General features: G+C 45.7%; 21 protein-coding genes. 10 read left to right on the top strand and 11 right to left on the bottom strand.

What is annotated here, in order from left to right; translation table 11 throughout:
- Positions 1–56: 56 nt before the first annotated feature.
- The 4 genes from iteS to A3OW_RS0108365 all read right to left on the bottom strand — a co-directional run bounded on the left by iteS (position 57) and on the right by A3OW_RS0108365 (position 4914).
- Positions 57–2348, bottom strand: coding sequence for a S8 family anti-phage peptidase IteS (gene iteS / locus A3OW_RS0108380; RefSeq protein ID WP_020562986.1), 2292 nt, complete (start codon positions 2346–2348; stop codon positions 57–59).
- Positions 2302–3459 (bottom strand): anti-phage ATPase IteA, encoded by a 1158-nt coding sequence (gene iteA / locus A3OW_RS0108375; RefSeq protein WP_020562985.1) that lies wholly within the window; start codon positions 3457–3459, stop codon positions 2302–2304. The genes iteS and iteA overlap by 47 nt, the downstream gene beginning before the upstream one ends.
- Before the next feature lie 316 nt (positions 3460–3775).
- Positions 3776–4243: a DHH family phosphoesterase gene (locus A3OW_RS24445; protein ID WP_020562984.1), complete on the bottom strand. Its 468-nt coding sequence runs from the start codon at positions 4241–4243 to the stop codon at positions 3776–3778.
- A gap of 95 nt (positions 4244–4338) precedes the next feature.
- Entirely contained in the window at positions 4339–4914 is a 576-nt protein-coding gene (locus A3OW_RS0108365) for a hypothetical protein (RefSeq protein WP_020562983.1), read from the bottom strand.
- Positions 4915–5243: 329 nt separating this feature from the next.
- On the opposite strand from A3OW_RS0108365, the gene A3OW_RS0108360 reads away from it, so the two are divergent.
- A complete protein-coding gene (locus A3OW_RS0108360; protein ID WP_020562982.1) occupies positions 5244–6389 on the top strand; it encodes a hypothetical protein in 1146 nt (381 codons plus the stop codon).
- A gap of 120 nt (positions 6390–6509) precedes the next feature.
- On the opposite strand, the gene A3OW_RS0108355 is transcribed toward A3OW_RS0108360, so the two are convergent.
- The 6 genes from A3OW_RS0108355 to A3OW_RS27700 all read right to left on the bottom strand — a co-directional run bounded on the left by A3OW_RS0108355 (position 6510) and on the right by A3OW_RS27700 (position 10423).
- Positions 6510–7079: a PIN domain-containing protein gene (locus A3OW_RS0108355; protein WP_026223424.1), complete on the bottom strand. Its 570-nt coding sequence runs from the start codon at positions 7077–7079 to the stop codon at positions 6510–6512.
- Between the two features lie 3 nt (positions 7080–7082).
- Positions 7083–7541 (bottom strand): helix-turn-helix domain-containing protein, encoded by a 459-nt coding sequence (locus A3OW_RS0108350; RefSeq protein ID WP_020562980.1) that lies wholly within the window; start codon positions 7539–7541, stop codon positions 7083–7085.
- A 220-nt stretch (positions 7542–7761) separates the two neighbouring features.
- A complete protein-coding gene (locus tag A3OW_RS0108345; RefSeq protein ID WP_020562979.1) occupies positions 7762–8304 on the bottom strand; it encodes a helix-turn-helix domain-containing protein in 543 nt (180 codons plus the stop codon).
- Positions 8288–9226 (bottom strand): integrase domain-containing protein, encoded by a 939-nt coding sequence (locus tag A3OW_RS0108340; protein WP_020562978.1) that lies wholly within the window; start codon positions 9224–9226, stop codon positions 8288–8290. The genes A3OW_RS0108345 and A3OW_RS0108340 overlap by 17 nt, the downstream gene beginning before the upstream one ends.
- Positions 9223–10173 carry a hypothetical protein gene (locus tag A3OW_RS0108335; RefSeq protein ID WP_020562977.1) on the bottom strand — a complete coding sequence of 317 codons (951 nt, stop codon included), beginning with the start codon at positions 10171–10173 and terminating at the stop codon, positions 9223–9225. Before A3OW_RS0108335 ends, A3OW_RS0108340 begins: the two co-directional genes overlap by 4 nt.
- Before the next feature lies 1 nt (position 10174).
- On the bottom strand, positions 10175–10423 hold the full coding sequence (locus tag A3OW_RS27700) for a hypothetical protein (RefSeq protein ID WP_157385833.1): 249 nt from the start codon (positions 10421–10423) through the stop codon (positions 10175–10177).
- 891 nt (positions 10424–11314) lie between these two features.
- On the opposite strand from A3OW_RS27700, the gene A3OW_RS24440 reads away from it, so the two are divergent.
- The 8 genes from A3OW_RS24440 (at position 11315) to A3OW_RS24425 (ending at position 17869) form a co-directional block, all read left to right on the top strand.
- Entirely contained in the window at positions 11315–11797 is a 483-nt protein-coding gene (locus A3OW_RS24440; protein WP_020562976.1) for a hypothetical protein, read from the top strand.
- A gap of 32 nt (positions 11798–11829) precedes the next feature.
- The gene (stbB, locus tag A3OW_RS0108325) at positions 11830–12537 is read left to right on the top strand and encodes a StbB family protein (RefSeq protein WP_020562975.1); all 708 of its coding nucleotides are present in this window, start codon (positions 11830–11832) and stop codon (positions 12535–12537) included.
- Positions 12538–12543: 6 nt separating this feature from the next.
- Positions 12544–13032 (top strand): hypothetical protein, encoded by a 489-nt coding sequence (locus tag A3OW_RS0108320; RefSeq protein WP_020562974.1) that lies wholly within the window; start codon positions 12544–12546, stop codon positions 13030–13032.
- Between the two features lie 66 nt (positions 13033–13098).
- Positions 13099–13227 carry a hypothetical protein gene (locus tag A3OW_RS28825; protein ID WP_020562973.1) on the top strand — a complete coding sequence of 43 codons (129 nt, stop codon included), beginning with the start codon at positions 13099–13101 and terminating at the stop codon, positions 13225–13227.
- A gap of 5 nt (positions 13228–13232) precedes the next feature.
- On the top strand, positions 13233–14153 hold the full coding sequence (locus tag A3OW_RS0108310; RefSeq protein ID WP_033411644.1) for a DNA-binding protein: 921 nt from the start codon (positions 13233–13235) through the stop codon (positions 14151–14153).
- Positions 14150–15844 (top strand): tyrosine-type recombinase/integrase, encoded by a 1695-nt coding sequence (locus A3OW_RS24435; RefSeq protein WP_020562971.1) that lies wholly within the window; start codon positions 14150–14152, stop codon positions 15842–15844. The genes A3OW_RS0108310 and A3OW_RS24435 overlap by 4 nt, the downstream gene beginning before the upstream one ends.
- 173 nt (positions 15845–16017) lie before the next feature.
- Positions 16018–16857 (top strand): ParA family protein, encoded by an 840-nt coding sequence (locus A3OW_RS24430; RefSeq protein ID WP_020562970.1) that lies wholly within the window; start codon positions 16018–16020, stop codon positions 16855–16857.
- A 73-nt stretch (positions 16858–16930) separates the two neighbouring features.
- Positions 16931–17869 carry a ParB/RepB/Spo0J family partition protein gene (locus tag A3OW_RS24425; protein WP_020562969.1) on the top strand — a complete coding sequence of 313 codons (939 nt, stop codon included), beginning with the start codon at positions 16931–16933 and terminating at the stop codon, positions 17867–17869.
- Between the two features lie 46 nt (positions 17870–17915).
- Here the strand turns inward: A3OW_RS24425 and A3OW_RS0108290 are convergent, their stop codons facing one another.
- Positions 17916–18656: a hypothetical protein gene (locus A3OW_RS0108290; RefSeq protein WP_026223423.1), complete on the bottom strand. Its 741-nt coding sequence runs from the start codon at positions 18654–18656 to the stop codon at positions 17916–17918.
- A gap of 811 nt (positions 18657–19467) precedes the next feature.
- On the opposite strand from A3OW_RS0108290, the gene A3OW_RS0108285 reads away from it, so the two are divergent.
- Positions 19468–20052, top strand: a complete 585-nt coding sequence (locus tag A3OW_RS0108285; protein WP_020562966.1) for a hypothetical protein — start codon at positions 19468–19470, stop codon at positions 20050–20052.

Below are 20052 nucleotides of genomic sequence, written 5' to 3'. Positions count from 1 at the left end.
CACAGTGAAGGGCGCACGCTGCATATGCTTAATTCAGCTTTTTGGATGCATAGATATCAAAGTCGGATAACTTCGTGGGTTGCTAACGCGTTCGACACCCAGTTCGCAGCGCGCAAGGCGCGAAGACCATCGGCATATACCGGTTGCCCCTTTTCAAGCCCCCTAAAACTAAGGATAACAGTAGCGCGTTGTGGTTCCCGTCGCGACGGTTCACCAGCACGCCGCAGAAGCTCAAGCTTCAAGCGGAAATTTTTTCCGGCCTTGCCGCGAGGAAATCGACCGTGATAGACCTTTACAGGAGACCACTTAAAACCGTGATCAACCATAGCTTTCTCGTATAAGTCCTCTCGCCGAGGCGCATCAAGTGGTACTAGCCCGTGATGATGCAATTCACCGTCGTCGTCTGGATCGTAATTACCGAATGAAGCATCGACATTAGCTCGAACATATTCAGCGCCATGTTTACCATCTAAAGGTGGGGAATACACCAAGGTCATTAAAATTTCCGCCCTAAGATGAGTGCCGCTTGAATGGAGACAGGCAGGAACAGGGAATGGTGTTTTTTCCCAATAAATTCCGTCGTAAAGTTCAGCGTCGAACATTAAGGTGAAAGTATCGGGTGCGCAAAATAAAACATCAAGCACAGAACTCGGGATACCGAAGCCATAGTAATCTCGCTCATCGGCTTTACGCAAAGGGGATGTCAGCGCTGCCGCATGGATCATCAGCGCCTTGACGATCTCAGGGTTAGCTGAGTGACCACGTCTGTCAAGCGTCTGCCATACATTAGCAGCAAGAGTCGATACTAAAGGTGTAGAGAAGCTTGTGCCGATCGACTCTCCGAGTTTTCCACCAGGAAGGAATGAGCGAATACCGGAGCCAAAGAATTCACCATTGCTAGAGCAATTACCTCCGTGATGTACAACATCGGGTTTCGGCGTTTTTGCAGCGCCTGGTCCTCTCCGGGAAAATGGCGAAGGATCATTTGGTTGTACCAAGGAGGGTTTATGGGCTACTGAACCAACTGTAATTGCACGCAAGGCTTCTGCAGGTTGGCTGATTCTGTCCATACCGCCGAGATCGGCGCTAGGAGGCCAGTTTCGCAGAGGTAATGTCTCATAATTACCGGAGGAAATGACAAATAACACGCTGTGCTTATCGGACAATATATCTAAATCCTGGGCAAACTGACCGAACAATTCAGCATGTCCTGGTACCTTGGAGCCAAAAGAACAATTCCAAACTTTAACATCCGGATTGCCTTTAATTGCGGTCTCTATGTTGAGAAGAAGTTCATCGGCGGTCGTCAGACCGGTAGAGAGGGTAGCTACATCAAGCACTTTTGATCTTGCTACGGGAAACAGAGAATCATCATTATTTAGCACTCTCGCACCGGTCACCAATCCAGCAACGAAGGTGCCGTGAAGATGATCAGTATCCGGTGGCAATACGAAAGTTTCCCTCGCTGCAATCCATGATTTAAGGATAGTATCGTTTTTTTGGATACCACTATCCACAATTGCAACTACTGGAAGATCAGGCTCCGGCGGTGGTAACAAATCTGCTGGGGCATCACCAAGCAGAGCAAACATCTGTGGTCGGACTTCGATCGGAGAAAATTCGTCAACGGGAGTAATCCTTCTCACTGCTGGACATGCGGCAAGTAGCATTGCATCGTCAAGTGAGGATATGCGGATAAAAACCGAAGTTTCACCTAATGTCTTCGGTATCGTTGTGCCAATCTTTGCATTAATTTGTTGCAACTTTAAGTTAACGACTGTTGCAAGAGCACTATCTGTCGTTTTTTCATCACTAATAAAACGTTCAATTAGTATTGGTTTATCTGCTTTGATCCATGCTGCGAGGTTCAACGCGCTTGCGTCTTTTTCGTTAAGCTCATTCCAACCTAGGACATCGTTGATGCTCCACGGGAAAATTTCGGCAATGGCTGATAGATTTGCTCGAATTGCCTTTGAATCATTATTTTCCACGATCTCGGATAAGTGCTTTAGACTGCCGGTCGTCGCAGGAAGTAATAATTCACCGAATTGCCGTGTACCAATAGGTAGCATCCCAACGCGCTCCAACAGTAACATTGGCCGGTGTGATTTTGCCATTGCCTCAACATGCAACCGGAGAGCAACTACCGCTGGGATGGTTGGATAATCTGTAAAGCTACGTTGTAGTTCTTGTGCTGCTCTTACAATGCGTGAAACCAACGCATTCCGGAAGGTAGGCGTGACTTCGACGATTTCCTTGGGTTCGCCAAAACCCTCAATGATGCGCTGCTTTAGATCTTGTTTACGTGGCTGAACGAGCAGAATCGGATTTTCGATACTTGAGGTCATTAATTTCCCCTTTGGCGGCATTAGAGATTTGTCTTACCGAGACGTCATAATAATTTGCGAGTTTTCGCAGGGTTAGCTGACGCGGCGCCCAATCTCTTAGAAACGCAATTTCTCGTTCTTTTGAGTCAAGGCGCAGGCCGCGAGTCATTGCAATGGTGAGTCCAAGGCGTCGCAGCAGATCAACCTCATCTATTCGTGATTCCCCACGAAGAATATTAGAGCGGATAGCGTCATGCGCCACATGCTCGATAGTGGCGCCGGAAAGTCCGTCAGAAAGCTCCGCTAACAAAGCAGCAGACGGTTCCACTGGTGCTCGATCCCCTAGCTTCATCGACCAAATTTGCGCACGCAGTTCTGAATCTGGGTACCCCATAGAAATATGCCATGCAAAGCGTCGCCAAACTGCACGATCCAATAACTCATCATGATTAGTAGCAGCAATCAGGAGCGTTTCGGGTGACAGCGCATCAATGTTCTGCAAAAGGGCAATGACTACTCGTTGTAATTCGCCGATCTCTCTTTCATTGCTTCGCGATTTTGCAAGCGCATCGAATTCATCAAGAAATAATATGCAGGGACGGTTTTCGGCATGCTCAAACACTCGGCGTAGATTTCGACTGGTTTGCCCCAGAAGCGATGAGACTAAAGTGTCGCAACGCACAGTAAGAAGCGGCAAGTTTAATTCAGCGGCGATCAGTCGGGCAGCCTGTGTTTTGCCACATCCTGGGGGGCCGTATAGAAAGAGCCTGGCCGGTTGACGCAGGCCAGCGGCAGCTAGTTGTTCGACAGCGCGAACTGATCCGACAAACTCATTTAGTCTGATCCTAACATTTCCCGGCAAAGCCAGTTCGATATCTGTAATGTTAGGACGCTCTTCGTCTACTGTATGAAGCTGGCTTTCCGAATCTACTGGAAGGCTGTGGCTCATGCTGGCTGGAGAGAATAATTCCTGGGGCACGCGAGCAAGTTTCTGCCGGATCATGGAAGCCTGTTTCACCTCGCCTTTTTCTTCCAGTTTATCAGCGAGCAAAGCGGCGTAATCGGCAGCCTTGCGCACGTTATGCTGCAGGGCACCTTCTAGAATTTTTAGAACTTCGGAGAGATTATCCATAGTTGCGAATTATATAATCTTGTTTCAATAAAATCGACTTTTGTTTCACTAAAACGAAAATTATTTCGCATATTGAGATTTATCTATGGAATAAATATTGACTAATACGATTGGTCGCCATGGGGCTGCATCTAGCTTTGCTGCCATCACCATTGCTTAGATTCTTCATGACCGCGCTATATTGATCTTAGCGTTACCGGCGTCCAGTATTTTGTAATAGATCAACCGAATGCCTTCGGGTGCTATTTTGAATACACCAACCCGGGCCCGCGCGGGAAAGACCCCGACAAATAGCGCCGAAGTCAGTCTAACTATACTACATGTTGTGTTTTTGCAGTTTTACCCCTTTTGACGCAGGAAAAAGAAAATCACACTCGCCACTCTGTACCGAAAATCCGGCAGCTCGTTCATTTCCTCCACCGCCAAACTGCTCAGCTAGTAACCCAACATTGACAGAGCCATTTGAACGAAGCGAACAAAGCCAAGCATTACGCTCGCCATTGAAGTGATACGTTATTCCAAAGCTTCCCCTTTCCATGGATAGCATCAGGCCAAGATCGTTGGCAAATGCCGGCGGCGCGTTGATGGCCATCCCAACGACATCGCCAAAACAAACCGCATGACGCGCTTGCATTAATCGGGCGGCAATTCTTCGAGTCTGCTCATTCAGTGCTTTCCCTTCCGACGCTGCGAGGCGGGAAGCCGAGTAGTCCCCAGAAGCGATAGGGCTGGGCGATTTCACGGAGCGCTGTTTGCGGAGTGAAATTGCAAAGCCATCCGACATCGCGTCGAGTCATTGCGCACTCAGTTTGATACCCCTTGTTGGGTATCAAACGAGGGAGCAGGACGGCTGGGGCGGCGCAGCCATTAGCGGTCGCGTTAAGTTTTTGCCGCTTGCTTGGGCTGGGATGCCCAAAACAAGCTTTCGCAAAAATAGCGACTCCCCGCTCTTAATTCGCCAACAGAAATTCCCCCGAATTCCATGAGATCCATAGGAAGACGATTGTTCAGCGCGGCTACGACATCCCTGGATGTCTCAATAGAAAACCTTCCTTGATTATGATCCTGGATCATCTCCAATAAGAGCGGCGTCTTGGTGTGTTTGAAAAAGTCCCAAGACATGACGCAAGCGCTTCGGGAACTATCAATAATGAAGGTAACGTTGTGTGCTAACAGCTGAGCATTGAGCTGTTCCAAGTACTTTGCTTCATAATGCGACTGGCTCTCAATGACGACGATCCGTTCAGCTTGCATGGCTGCTTCATAGATCATTCCTAAAGGAATACCACAGCCCAGGACAAAAACTTCGGCACCCTTCTCAAACGGAGGCATAGGATCGTTGTAGCGATAAGATATGTAATAGGCTCCATCGCCAAAAAACTCCCACGCGGCCCAGGCTGATCCAAGACTATCCGCACTGTATTCTGGATAGATGATGATTTGTTGCTTATGCATGAACTATTCGGTCTCCTTTGAAATGCATGATCCTAATGAAAAACAACATGTGAGGTCACAACGAAAGGCGTGATTTTTGAGCATCTTTCGTTACAAGAGCGTTGGTTTCGTGAAAATTGTTCCTTAGCGCGGAATTTGCCTTCCTTCCTTTTTTTGACGAGCATTAATCAAACGACTAGAATAATCTATGGCGCCCGCCTTACTTGCACACGAGTAAAAACAGGTCAATCAAATATCGTCATTGATTTAATTTTCTTAAATGGCTTCGTCGTTGGGACGTTAAACGTGTGCATTCATCCCAGAACGATGAAGTGTTGAGGAAATTATTTATGACTATCAAAGCATTTGTCTTCGAGACACATCAATACTGCCAGGCTCATATTGCCGCCACTTTCAAAAGGACTCATATCTACGAACTTTTAGCTACCGCATTTGGCTATAACTCCTTTGCGGCACTGAGTTCTCACTCTATTTTGTTGCCAGGCGAGCAGGAACATTCTTGCATCCAGCAATCACAGGCCTTACATAAACGCTGCTTGGAGCTTGAATACTCAAATGATGTCGCCGATTTCATTGTCGCCGAATTTCCGGTTTTAATAGAACAGAAGCGGATCAATGTCTTGTTGCTTTCCGATTTGATATTGAAGCTAAGGCAGCAATTATCCTATCGAGGTTATTCAGATTGGCAGAAAGAGGATGTTGACGAAAGTGAAGACGAAAATCTGGAGCAATGGGTCGACAAGGATTGGCCTCCATTCCATGACGAACCTCAAGACTTGATTTCACAAGAATTACTGAAAACCCTTGAAGATGCTGCTACAAGAGGGAATGCCAGTGCCCATTATGCTTTAGCTTTGATCCATTCCCCCGTAGATGTAGACGAACGGTCACCAGGGTTTGATTTTTGGTATAACCAAGAAAAAAGTGGCCGTGTATTAGCGGGAGTGGAGAAAGAATGGGCTGAACAGTATGCATTCACCGTTGCGAAGGATCAAAAGTACGAGCACCATCTCCGTGAGGCGGGACGCTTAGGAAATGAACTCGCTTTGATCGATTTGGCAGATTTTTTTGATGATCCCACATTTTTTGAACAAACCAGAAATGGGCTTGATCATGATCCACTAAAAGTAGCAGAAATAGCTGAAAAATTAGATCGTTATCAGGATGTCCATTCCTGGTTAACCGTTGCGGCTGAAAAGGGTGAAACGGAAGCAATGCTAAGACTCATCGAAGAATTTGACCAGGGTAACTTGTTGCGTTGTTGGACCTGGATTTATCTCTCTCAACTTTTAGGTACCGATCTGACTCAAGACGACTATTACGCTATTCATGAGGATGGATCCCATTACGACGATGACATCGGTGGCCCAATGTTCGTTGATGGCAGAGAGGGCATCAGGATTGAACCCCTTGGCCAAGAAGACGATGTCAAAGCTCGTACAAAAGCTCAAGAATTATTCGAAGCGATTCAATAATTGAAACGTTCATTATTAAAGCACGGGTGGCAATGCCACCCGTGTGTAAATGAAATCTTTGATTTGGTAGCTATTCATCCAGAAAAATCTCTGCTGGCCTTGTGGAGCATTTGCCAGAGCTTAAAATGATAATTCCCATTGCCGTAACTGGCTAACAGTTTCGGGCAGCCCTTGTTGCAACAGGGTATCCAAATATTCTTTGCTCGATTTTGGCGGGTTTTTTAGGGATTGTCGGTGTTTGGCAATAGCCGCCAAGACCCTGGCCGCATTCAAGTCGATCAGATCTGAAATGAATTCATCCGGATGTTGCGCCTCAACATCGTATTTTTCGAGTTCCGTTTCAGGAAAATCCTTCAGGTTGAAAGTTAAAATAACACTCGACTGACTGCGTATTGCAGCAGCGAGCACATGCCGATCGTTTTGGTCTGGCAAAGCCAGAGTTGGGATCAGAAATTCGTAGCCGGTTACCAGACAGTCACGGGCACTGGTATCCATCAGTTTTCGTGTTCGTTCAAGTTGCTCGCGTGTCAAATCCTGACGAACGGTCAAGACGTTTCGCATCCATTCTTCGTGGATTTCCGCCGTCCATTTTGCTCGGTATAGATCGGTCAGAGAAAGGTGCATCAGTAAATCGCGCAAGGGTGCTGGATACAATACACATGCGTCGTAGACTACGGAAAAGCTTGTCATTAATTAATAACCCATATTTAGTTCTTGTGCCTGGGCTGATAGTTCTTCCAACGCTGCTAATCGTTCCGAATCGACCTTCGCTTTGTAATCTACCAAATGGAGATAACGCACACGACGATGGGTGCCTACTTTGTGAAAAGGAATCACGCCGCTGTCGAGCAATTTGATCAGATGCGGACGGGAAACATTGAGCATGTCAGCCGCCTCTTGTGTTGTGAGTTCCGCATGCACAGGAATCATACTGACTGCATTGCCTTGAGCCATTTCGGACAGCACATCGATCAATAAGCGAAATGCGGCAGTGGGAATTCTGACCGCTTCATGTTCACCTGCTTGATCAATGACTCTGATCGATTGTGATTCTTCTTTAGTGCTCAAGTACAAGGAGAGCAACCGGCTGCTTTCCTTTGCTAACGAAACTTCGGCTTCCGTTGGAAGACCTGGACTTTCTTTAGTATTCATTGTTTTCTCTAGTATTGTCAGTTTGTGCTTATCAGTCTTTAGATGTCGATTTTTCAGCTATTTTTGAATGCGTATGTCGTTATGTGTGATTTTGAAGATTGGTAATAAGCTTAAATTTCAGTAAGTCGTCAGTAAAAAAGTCACTAGCACATTATACACAATCGAAATAAACGAAACAAATGAAATAAACGAAAAGACACGGTACTAAGTCTTCAGAAGGTTATGTCCTAGCTAGGGTCAGATTGACGCTTAAAATCTTCAACAGATTCTGGATGTCTGAAATGGTGGCAGCGCCATATTGACCGGCTTCGATTTCATTGAGGATCGTGGGATCGCAACCTGACAAGTTTGCAAGCTTAAGGATCGGCATGCTTTTCGCCTCACGGGCAGTCTTGATGGCGGCAGATATTTCGGTGAAGCACAAAACCGCTTGAGAATTGGCTTCCTCAGTTCCTGGATTATCAGAATGAGCATTCATTTTATGCGGTCGCGGTGGCTTCTCGGATTTTCCAAGCCAACTCCATAATTGGCAAAACCCTAACCAATAATCGTAGGCCGATTTCTCCGGCATATCTCGATGCCCTTTCCAGAAATTGATGACATGACGCTTGCCCAAGCGGTGAAGCGAGGTCAATCCTTCTTGGGCGTCGGTGAACTCCAGGAAGTTCACGATCAAGGAAACCTGCTTGCGGCGGTTTTGTTTTCCACCCCGGCGTACGTAGTCATGAGTATAAGATTCCAGCTCCCTAGCCCAGGTACGCATTGCTGATCTCCACGCGAGAATGACCTAATTCCATTGAGATTTTGAGGCGGGCTTTGCAGTCAATGTCCTTGGCTTCTTCTACGGAAGTTGACAGGTATTCGGCCAGTTTTTCGATCCGGCCTTTGTGCTCCCATCCAGCCTCAAGTGGACACGGCGCATTGACTAACTCGCGGTAACGCTTTTGCGCGAAGGCATGACGTTCCGGATGGAAGGCAATTTCATTCACCTTTGCCTGCTGGTAGCATTCCTGGCGGAATTTGATGTAGGTCATTTCCTTAGGGATCATTGATTTTCCGTTTTGAATACTGGATGCCGCTTGAATGACGTTCCGCATGTTATCGTCACAGAACAATCGCCTGGGTCGACCACCTTTGGTACCGGCCTGGATGGTAATGAAGCCAAATTTTTCGAGTTGTTTCAAAGCGGTTTTGGCATCGAAAAGGCAGCTTTCTTTGAAGCGAAGCCCCAAGACTCGTTGCAAATCCATAATTTTGGACAGCCGATCATCGATCGTTTGCTGGACTTCTTGGTGTTTGGCTTCTGGTAGCGCCTTGGATTCCTTGGGAATGTATTTTCTGCGTTCGATGCCGCAATCTTTACTCGGCCTAACAGTTTTCCATAGGCCTCCAGTGGCCAAACGCATGACGCAATTCACAGTCGATAGGTAATTCTTTGGCGCCGACGCGCTGGAATAGATGCCGGCTTCAAGTTGCTGTTGCAGGTGCTGGCCATAGGAAATGACGAACGCAGGGGTGACATCTTCCATTTTCTTCACGCCATTTTCTTCTGCGTACATGCAAAACAGACGCCAGCGGTCGCTGTAATCGGATTTGGTTTTGAACCCATTTGGTGAACGATCTTTCAGTAGCATTTTCCCGGCCGTGAACATATCCCGGCTGCCGATTTCGTAATTTCGACTCATGGTTTTTTATCCAGGTATTCTTTGAGTTGTTCTATGCCGAGCACACCGATCTCTTTGGCAATATTGTGACGGGTTTTTTTGTCGATGCCTTTGGTTTCGGATGGTGTCTTATTGGAATATTGGGAAAGTTTTTGACAGTGTTCAGTTTGACCGAGTCCGGAAATGATCGGCGGTTCGACACCGGCCAATTCTTGATACCGGTCGCGAACATAAATGCCTCTGGCGGTATTGGTTGAGTAGCCCTTTCTCGCTGCCAGTTTGTTATGGGCTGATAGAAAATCGTTAAATTCCCACTTTTTCGGCAATAGTTTTTGCAAGCGCCTGGCCGCTATACCATTGCCAATGGCTTTGATGGCAGATGGGCGGCAAGGGACCTTTCTCCGGATTCCATTTTGAAAGTTGGTAATGGTTACAAATCCTGTCGAGCGTCCTTCAATCAGCGCTTCTCTTAAATCCAGAATTAGGGCTTCTCGAATAACAACGCCAAGCGACATTTGAAGTTCGAGTAAATAACCGGCCAGACTTTCAATATCCGGCAGGCCATTTTTGTCTAATCCAGGTTTCTTGTTTGGAATATGAGAAATAGGTTCCAAGCCGCAATCCTTTATAGGACTGATCTTTTCCCAGTTGCCACCATGGATTAGTTTCATCAGGGTATTTATGCCGGACAAATAACTCGTCGCGCTCAATGTGCTGGCAAATCTTCCGTTGTCGAATTCTGACTTTAGATATTGTCCGTAACGGATAATATGTTCGCTGGTTACCGATCTTATGCTTTCAAGGTGATTACCGTCCTTGGTAATCGACCAAATACAAAAACTCAGCCATTGGTTAATCAGTCGTTTTTGTGTTTTGGAATCCTCATTACAAGCTCGGGTTATTTCAGCCTCGCCGTTTTTGTATAGCTGATGAAGACTGGTTTTGTGGCGCAACATGGCTTTATCCATATTACAAAGCCATGCATTCCGAAATATGTTTGAAAGCGTGCTTTTCTGATTTTGTCAGTGTCTCCATAAATTCCTCATAGAAAAAAGTTGTTGCTCCATGTTGCAACAGCTCCACGCCGGAACAGCTTTTACAAGCCGCTCTGGGGTGGAGCCGGGTTGTCCAAAAAAATCTTTTACGTCGAGAGCAGGCATAACCGGCTCCAGTGGGAATTCCTACAGGAATCCCCAACGCCTCTTTTTCTACGGACACAGTTCTCTCGACGGTGAGCATAAGGTGCTTGGGACTGGCCTCCCAGCAGGGTGTAGAAAAAACAAACGTCAATGCGCTACTTCTTCTCCGCCGCGCGTGGCGAAAACTTGATGAAAAATGCCTAACAGGTGGGTGTCAATCGAGCCAGCCAACGCAATATTCTTGGCCGGGTCATACCTGATTCTGAGCTTTTTCAAAGTGAAAATATGAGAAACCCCAGCTTTTCCTATTGAGAATTTGGAAGCGCGGAGTGGATAGGCTTCTGTTTTACAAGGCGGATTTTTGAGGGGTTGGCATAGACTGTAAGTGTCTATGTTTTTAAAAAAGACCAGGGGCAAAAAAAATTGACCAGTCAGATTTGATTACGCGTTACCGTCCAAGGGCTCAAAGCGCAAATAATTGATAAAGGGTTTATGGGTCAACAGCAGCCAATGCTGCGATCGACAGACGCACTTTGAGTGCGATGATTTTCCAGCGCATATGCCGGGAAAAGATGGAAAGGACTCAGTGTTGGTGAGCCTAGGCCTGGTGACATCCGTGCCGCCACATGGGCTGTCCAGGTGAGGTCGAAGCTTTTTATACTGCGATCGCCGCAGTTCTTGTCGGGTTAGTGCGTCCTGATGCAGGAAACCCATAAACGAATTTTTATTCTCTACTGAGCTAATAGCTATTGTCAACGTCAATCCATCGCCAAAACGAAAGGAGCGGTTTTCCCGCCTCTTTCGATCTGATTTGCATTGTGGTTCTAGGTAAGCTGGCACATGACACTTGCAGGTCATTTAAAGGAAAACCACAGGACATTCATAGGACGCGTGCAGGACAAAAAAATGAATAATTCATGACAGTTCAGTACCGCCGCAGGATAGTCGCAGGGCACTAGTAGGACATTTTATGGGGCGTTCGTTGGGTAACAGAAAAACTGATGCGATTGAAAAGCTAGCGAAGCTGGCAAGCGGGATTGATGGGAAATCAGAGGCAGCCAAATTAAGGGAGGTAATTGACTCAGTGGAGTTAGCCTTGTCATCCGGGGTGCGCCGGGAAAAAGTTCTTGAAGCGATTAGCGAGTCGCTTGGTATCAGTATGAGCCTTAAAACTTTCGAGAAAAACTTATACCGGATTAGAAAAAAGAGAAAGGGCAATAACCAAGAACCAGAAACAAACCAAAAAGGAAACAAAGGAATTATAAGATTGAATATCCATGAAAATAATTCAAGTGTTTTAGTAACAAAAGATTCTCAGCAAGAAAAATCAATTAATGAACAAGCCAATAAAAAATTTTTGACTCCCAAGGAGATACGAGATATGCGGATAAAAACCCTTAGAGAACATGACGAAGAGTACGATGAAATTAAAGATAACGAACAAGAAGATTAAATTACAAGTTAAACAATAAATGGAATAAGGCAATGAAAGTAGCCATCATGAATTTTACGGGTACCGTTGGAAAAACCACTATCGCAACGCATTTATTATCACCACGCATGAATGGAGCGCAAATAATTGCGGTGGAAAGCATTAACGAAACGGCGGAGAGTATTGGTATAGCGGTTGAAAAAATAAAAGGGGAAAAGTTCAGAGAGCTGTTCAAACGGTTAATGGTAGAAGATGATGTGATAATCGATATCGGTGCATCAAATATCCAAGATTTTTTGGAAGGCATGCATAAATTCGACGAATCACATGTTGAGTTCGACTATTTTCTTATACCGGTAACAAACGGTACAAAAGAGCAGAGAGAAACAACATCGATGATTGGTACTTTGGCAGGATTAGGAGTGCCGAAAGAAAAGGTAAGGGTGATATTTAATCGTGTCGAGTCAAGCGTTGATGATGAATTTCAGATTTTGCTTAATTATGTTAGTAAAAATAACAACGCAATAATCAATACAAAAGCGGCCATTTTTGAAAACGAGCTCTTTGATGTTTTGGCAATAAAAAAGTTATCCATCGAAAAATTGCTATCTGACCCAAAAAACTATAAGGCTTTGTTACACGATAACAGGGACGCGGATGATAAAAAGCGAAGCCATTGGAGTGAGATGTTTGGGCTTAAAGCTCTGGCAAAAAGCGTTAATCGAAATCTGGACGCTTGTTACGTGGAACTATTTTCCTAAAAGACCATGAGCGAAACCAGGCATCCACGAACGACAAGGGACGCGCTCATTATAGAAGCGATTGGTGACGTCGGCGTGCTCATTGAAAGGATCGGCGATTTGGAGGCCAAAATGGTTCCACTGGTTCTTGAACTGGAAGACAAGTTGGCTTCATCGATTTCAAAAGTGGAAAGTCATGCACACGAAAAGCAGGTCGAATTTGCGGTAGTGGCAGAGAAGGAAAAAAAGGCGTTCGAGGAAAAGTTAAATGCATCAGTGGCCAAAACGGTGAATCGGATGGTCAACGAAGTGAAGCGATCGGATGGGTTGTCGCTGCGGTCGCAAGTATTGATTGCGCTGGCTATCGCCGTCTCAGGATCGGCCGTCAGTGTTGTTGGCGCCTATTGGATGTTTGGTCGAGAAAGGGATGAACAGGCGGCATTAGGAAGAGCAGTAATGTCCGTATGGAGTGAACTTGACGAAAAAACCAGGTCGAGGATTGAGCAAGCGTATTAATAGTGCCGCTTGCGTTTTTTAAAGTCCGTGAGATTTTTTTAGAAAAATCTCAGACGCGAGGAAATCATGCAATTAACGCAAGAACAGAAATGCTTTGTTGAAACCGAAGCTCTGAATATTCTTTCTGTTGCCGCAACACGGGCACAAAAAAAACTTCAGCTGAATTTTGACTTGGCAATGTCCCTGGGGAAGTGAGCGAAATGGAAAAGCGATCAGATACCTATTCCCTTGCCTACGAATGCTGCAATTCAGTGTTTTTGGAAGACGGACGGTTTCCTACGATTGAAGCCATTCGGGATCGCATTCATGTGAATAGCCCCGCCGTAATCAAGCGGGCGATGAATGATTGGACTCTGCATTTTGTCGAAAAGCATCGTAAAAAGTTAGAAAATCCAAATATACCTGCGGTTATCGTGGATGCGTCAGAATCACTCTGGAATCTAGCTCTTATTGAGGCAAAGAAGGGATACGAAGCAAAAGAGAAAGAGCTATCACTCCGAGAGTCTGAATGGAAATCTCACCTCAAATGTCTCGAACAAAAATTAATAGAAAATCAACAGCAACGGGAGTCTGAAAAAGACGAACTGAACCAAGCCTTGGCCGAACAAATCGCTTTGGTTAATGGCTTGGTCGAAAACCTGGAAGTCGCAACGCAAAATTTCAAAGAAACAGAATTCGCATTGGCTATTAATCGAGAAAATCTTTCAAGAGCAGAAGGTGCACTCGAAGAAGCACGAAAATCACACGAGATTCAAGCCAAGGAATGGTCGGAAAAATCTGAGAAAGATCATCTTTGGCATCTGAAGCGGATTGAGGAAGAAAAGGAATCGGCAAAGAACGAGCAAGCCAGAATCATTTCAAACTTGAATCGATCCCTGGAAACAGCAAGGCTTGATCAGGAATCGTTACGCGCAAGACTGACACAAATCATGAATCAAGTTGGAGATCAGTTAGAACGCCAAGGTAAGCTAGAGGCAGAAGTCGACAAATTGCGGGCCGAACTGTCAAGCACGGAAAAAGCGTTGCTTCAAGAGAAAGAACGATCCGTTAAGTTGCAGGCGTTGGTCAAAAAACAGCGCCGCCCTGCAGAAAAACTAACCGGCGAAAGGATTTCACTTTGAATCCTAGTGAATTAGCATTAATACGCAGTTGGATTCAAGGCATCTCATGGGATGTCATAGGGGAAATGTATCTCGACGACGCAGACCGAAATGAGGTTATGCGTGTTGTTAGGCTGCTACGCGAAAAACTTGCAAGAAAAGCACAGCAACTAGGAATAGATGGTGATGCAAAACTATGGGAGCAGGATCGGGAATACAGCCAGGAATGGATGAATCGAGCACTCAAATCTGTTGATACGCTCAAGTCAAAGCCAGATCCCAAGCCTCAATCAGAAGATCATTACAACCGATGGCTCCCGCAGCAAATTTCGGCTCGGTTAGCCTGCGTCAAAAAAATAAAAACACTGGCTGAACTCGCAGCGTTTATCAATCAGCACGGTGGCAGTTGGTGGAAAAAAGTACCCAATCTTGGGAAGCAATCAGCAGAAGCAATCCACGATTTTTTTTCGACATCAGCGGATGATATAGGCATCTCTTTAGACCTGTCGTCTAAAAAGGCGACCAATTTTGATGTGGTTGTCGTTAGTAATCGCATCGCACCATTGGAACGGTTTGCTCCGCCTGCGCATTTAACAGGTGAAGCCGGTACAAACCGGGCACCCATAGAACGATGCAGAATTGATGCGCGTAATGATTACGAGTCAATTATGGCATGGCTATCGCTCTGGGGCGACGACACATCAACACACCGCGCATATCGTAAAGAAGCTGAAAGATTCCTGCTTTGGGCGATCCTTGAGAAAGGAAAGGCCTTGTCTTCAATTACAATGCCTGACTGTGCTGAATACAGGCGGTTTCTTGCTGATCCCCATCCAGCCAATCGATGGGTTGGCAAGCCAGCGCCAAGATGGTCTCCGGAATGGCGCCCATTAAAAGGGCCACTTAAACCATCCAGCATTCGCCAATCCGAAGTCATCCTGAGCGGTCTTTGTGAATGGCTGGTGGGGCAGCGCTATTTGGATAGCAATCCTTTTACAGGGTTAAGCACACAAGGATATGGGCGAAGAACCAACAGTACAGACCGTGTGTTGTCTCCTGCATTATGGGGGCAAATTAACGTATTTGCTGAGAATCAGGCAAAAAATACTGCTTTAACAGAATCGCAACGCAATGGTTACCAGCGCACGGTCTTTATCCTAAAGTTTGCATATCAAACTGGGCTTCGGTTACACGAAATAGTGCATGCACGAGTTGGCGACCTGAAGCAAGTATCAAACTTTGATGGCGATCAATGGTGGCTTGATGTTATTGGAAAAGGTAATAAACATCGAGAGATACCCATCCCACCAAGCCTTATGGATGGAATTAATGCTCATCTTCGGGATAGAAAGCTCGGTCCAGTTGGCTACGTGTCAGAGAACACGCCCATTATCGGAAAGCTGCGCGGGGAAAGTCGAGAAGCGCTTAGCGCGTCAGGACTATATCAAAAACTCAAAGGATTTTTCGAAGAGGCGGCGAGTGAAGTAGCTGATAAAGACCCTTTAGCAGCAGAAAAACTAAAGCGAGCCAGTACGCACTGGCTGCGGCACACCCATGGTAGTCACGCTGTTGCCAGCGGTGTCCCCTTAGCAATCGTTCGAGACAATCTTGGTCACAGCAACATTGCCACGACCTCTATCTATGTTCATACCGACCGGGATGAGCGATACAAGGCCATACTGGGATTGAGTGACAAAGAAAAGGCATCTTAGTCGCAGCGATAAAAATTGTCCCACAATGAGACACCCTCCTGGAAAGGAATCTTTTTGTGGTTGGTTGCATTATTTCAAATATGCGGAAAATGAACCGTGATTCGAAGGAATCGCTGTGTCCCACAATGAGACACAGGCACATAAATCACTCAATTTAAAAAACAGGAAAAACAATGAGCGAGAAAAAAACAGGATTAGCGCCGGTCATTACCGTAGCCATTCAAAAAGGCGGCTCAGCCAAAACAACGCTTGCTGTAAATTTGGCAGCCGAATTAGGCGCTCAAGGATTCAATGTGCTTTTAATCGACGTTGATCCTCAAGCAAATGCAAGCACTCATGTTTGTGTCGCGCACCCATCTACATTAAGTAAAAACTCAAGCGTATTGTTTCGCGGCAGTCTTGAGGAAATCATGGAGTCGATTCAAATCGAAACAAACCCAGGATTTGAAAATGTGCATTTAATACCGGGATCGCTTGAACTTGATCAGTCAGTTGAAGAGTCGCTGAGAAATTATTCACCAAGGCCATACGAAGAGATGCGCCGGCGTATTGAAATGTTACGCGAAGCGTACGATATCATCATCATCGACACTCCGCCGTCACTTAGATTGCTTACTGGCAATGCGTTGGCCGCATCAACCCACTACATAGTTCCGATCGAAACCAGCAGCCAGTACCCTTTATACGGGGTAGCCGACCTTACCGCATATATAAATCGGATCAAAGAAAGCATCAATCCGGAATTGATCAATATCGGTGTATTGATTTCAAGACACGATGAAAGAAGACGGGCCTGCAAAGCTATTTTTGAAACAGTACAGGAGAAGATTGGCAATATATTGCCGATGGTAATCCATGCAGGCGCAAAGGTTGGCGAAGCGTCAATTGCCCGGATGCCGATACGGAAAATGGAAAAAGACGGGAAAGTGGCTAAGGATTTTGAGGAATTGGCGCAGTATCTGATCGAAAAGTTAGGCCTGGAACAAAACAACCAAGAAACCATCGTGAATTAGATAGGACTCGTCTCACAAAGGGTCGAAAAAAAAATTTCTCTGTCCCAGAATGAGACAGTCAAGGAACGCCAAAATGAATGAAACCAAAAAGCAATCCCCTCTTGATAAGTTGAAGTCTTTATCCAAGAACAATCTCGATCAACACTTGGCCTCGGGCCCAATTTTTTCATTGACCAGTAGCGACGGCGAAAGTCAACCCATAGCAATGGAATTGATAGACCCGAATCCATGGCAACCCCGGAGAGACTTTAACCAATTAAAAATTGAACAGCTTGCTGAATCAATCGATGTGCACGGTTTGATTGAACCTATCGTTGTTAGAAAACATGAAAACCGGTTTCAAATTATCGCTGGCGAAAGACGCTGGCGTGCTCATCAGCAACTTAAAAAACCGCATATCAGCGCAATAGTGAAATGCGCCGATGATATGCAAATGCGATTGATTGCGGTGGCTGAAAACCTTGATCGCGAAGGCTTGAGCGATTATGAAGTGGCATTGGCCATTCATGGCGTGGAAGAAAATTTTGGAAGCCGAACTGAATTAGCTCGCTATCTTAAAAAAACGAGAAGCGAACTCTACCGTTATTTGGCGTTTATGGAACTGCCGGAGTGGTTGAGATCGGTTTTGGATAAAAACCCTTTTTTACTGAATCGAACTGCAGCAGAGGAACTGAAGAGACTCTTTGCCAAAGAAACAATTGACCACCAAAGATATCGTGAAGCAACGCTACAAGCGATTGAGCTCGTTGAAGCCGGGGAATTGACCCAGATAAGAGTAGCTTCCGAGATCGAAAGAATAGCGACATTAGCATCATCCATTCAAAAACCAAGTTTATCACCTGGAAGTCAATCAAATTCAGAACCCATGCTTTTCATTAACGAAAAAGGCAAGGCAGTAGGCAAGTTAAAAAACAATGGAAGAAAGATAACTCTGACATTGTCATGCGCCGCGCTGAGCACAGAACAGGAAAAGTCGCTTCATGAATTTGTCAGTGAACTATTGAAGCGCTGAAATCCTCCCCCGATTCTTCGGGGGAGTCCCGAACCTGGCAGGGTGGCTACATGATAACCCTACCCCTATCTCCGTAACCTAAAGGCTCTACAACTTGTTCAGCGAGGGCATGTAAAATTGTCTTTTTGCAATTGAACATCGACGTGGAAGATTGAAGCCATGCGCCATTTTTACGCTCCAGCCAACTAGCAGCAAATGCATCACCTGCATGAAACCCTGCATTGGACGTCCTAACCCATTCCCCATTAGGATTCACCGCAGCGTGTACGGATAATTCACCCCAGCCTGCATCACATACGTAGCCTTTAGCCGGCAAGCCATTTGGCAATAAAAAATTAAATAGACAAGATTCCCTCTTGTCAGCCCCTGGCCAGCGATTGTCATCAGGGCGCAAGGAAAATAGTTTCAATTCTATACCGGCATTGATTGTTAGCACTATTAGATTGCGCCAAGCCATTTCGCGAGCACTCTTATACTCGATATCCCAAGCAGACATATCGGCTGTACGGATCACATGCGTTTTTTCTAGGCATTCAAAACTGAATTCTGGGTCGGGCTGATAACCAAACTCCTGAAGACGTTGATCAAACAGCGCCTCGTCAAGCAGTTCAATCGGAGGATCAACGGCCAAACTGGGCAATTCAGCAAGGAGCGATGCATGTGTGCGACGACGTAAAGAAGCAGCAAGCGCTTCACTCAAATGTGATGATCGAATATCAGGGTATTGCGTCCGTAATGATTTTTTTACGGAACCCAAAGAAATTTTCGAAAGCGGAATTGAAGCCATGAAAAACCTCCAATCAAATTTCGGTCGATGTCCGCCGATTACGCATCAACCATGATTGAGGTCGAGTGTATGGATTGCTTGAATTCGCAATATCTGTTTAACCCGGCGGCAGGTTCGGTCAGATCACCTTATCAATAAGATTATCCAAAACGTAGCAAGAACACAAGCCTGCCTGGTACAGGTGTTGGGAGCCTGCCTGGTACAGGTGCCCTATTCAAGATTCGGCGGCAATTAACCGGTTTCCGGAGGCAAAGTTCTCCGGCCATCCTTGGCCACCGATCACTCCTCCGTCGTCAAGAAGATTGCTTCCGGTAACCCTTTCCGTCTACGCCTAGAAGTTGGCGTTTCTCGCGCTCAGATAACTCAACAAATGCTCGTGACGTTCCGCAGCTTCCTTGATCGGAAAACCGTCCAGCCATCGGGCTTTCCGGGAATTTCTCCGCCGACGTTTGCTTGCGCATCGTTCTCAAAGTCTATCTGTAGAGGCGTAATAATCCTTTTAGATTAGGCTCTTAGCGAGATACGGCGCATCTGATAGCCTGCAAAATACCTCGTTGAAATTGTATTGCCTGGATTTCATGCAAAGTGATGATAATTAAGGTAATCATCACTAATCATGTAAATAAATGAATTTTTTTAGTGAATTACTAAATAAATTTTTCATTATTTCAGGTTAATTCACGGGTTTACCACCGCCCCCCAGGATTAGAAAGATGACATCGATGCACCCTTGCATTGTTTTAAGGGTGTGAGATGCTGGATCAGGGTAAATTCGATAGTTAAACGCCCGTGGGGGGTCGAGAGAAAGGTTATGGTTAGATTGGTTGTTTTAATGATGATGGCGGGCTGGTTGACTGGGTGTACTCAAGCCCAACGATTCGCGCTGGAAAAAAATGCAGAGCTGGATGCATGCGCAATGAAGCGTATGACAGAAACTAAAATCAGTGGAGAGCAGGGATATTTGCAAGCCCATCACGAATGCCATCGGATAGTGATGGTTCAAAAATTTTCTGAATCAAACCTTGATGGGAATTCCGGGCAAGGAAAACATGCCTCGAAAGACCCATTAGAAAAAAATTCACTTTGCTGGGAATTTGTAAAAGGACTTTACATTGATGAGAATTTTCCAGAAATGAGGCTTCCAAAAGATCTGAGCAATAAGTATCAACCGAGACTAGAGGCCGATATTGATGCACAAAAATCCATTAAGGCTCGTAACGACAAACTGAATCTTTTTCCAAACCGATTAAACGAGATTTCCAGCACGAATCTGACAGAGCTATACGAGTTGATGGCTACTAAATCGACGATTGGGCATAAAACACTTTGCAGTCCATGGCGGTACCGAGAGCTAGAATCTGTGTTTGGCCGCGAGCTTAAGCAACGCCAAGGGTAA

The organism is Methylosarcina fibrata AML-C10 (assembly GCF_000372865.1).
GTDB lineage: Bacteria > Pseudomonadota > Gammaproteobacteria > Methylococcales > Methylomonadaceae > Methylosarcina > Methylosarcina fibrata.
Note: the sequence above shows the minus strand (reverse complement) of the source record. Positions and strands in the feature narration are given on the sequence as shown.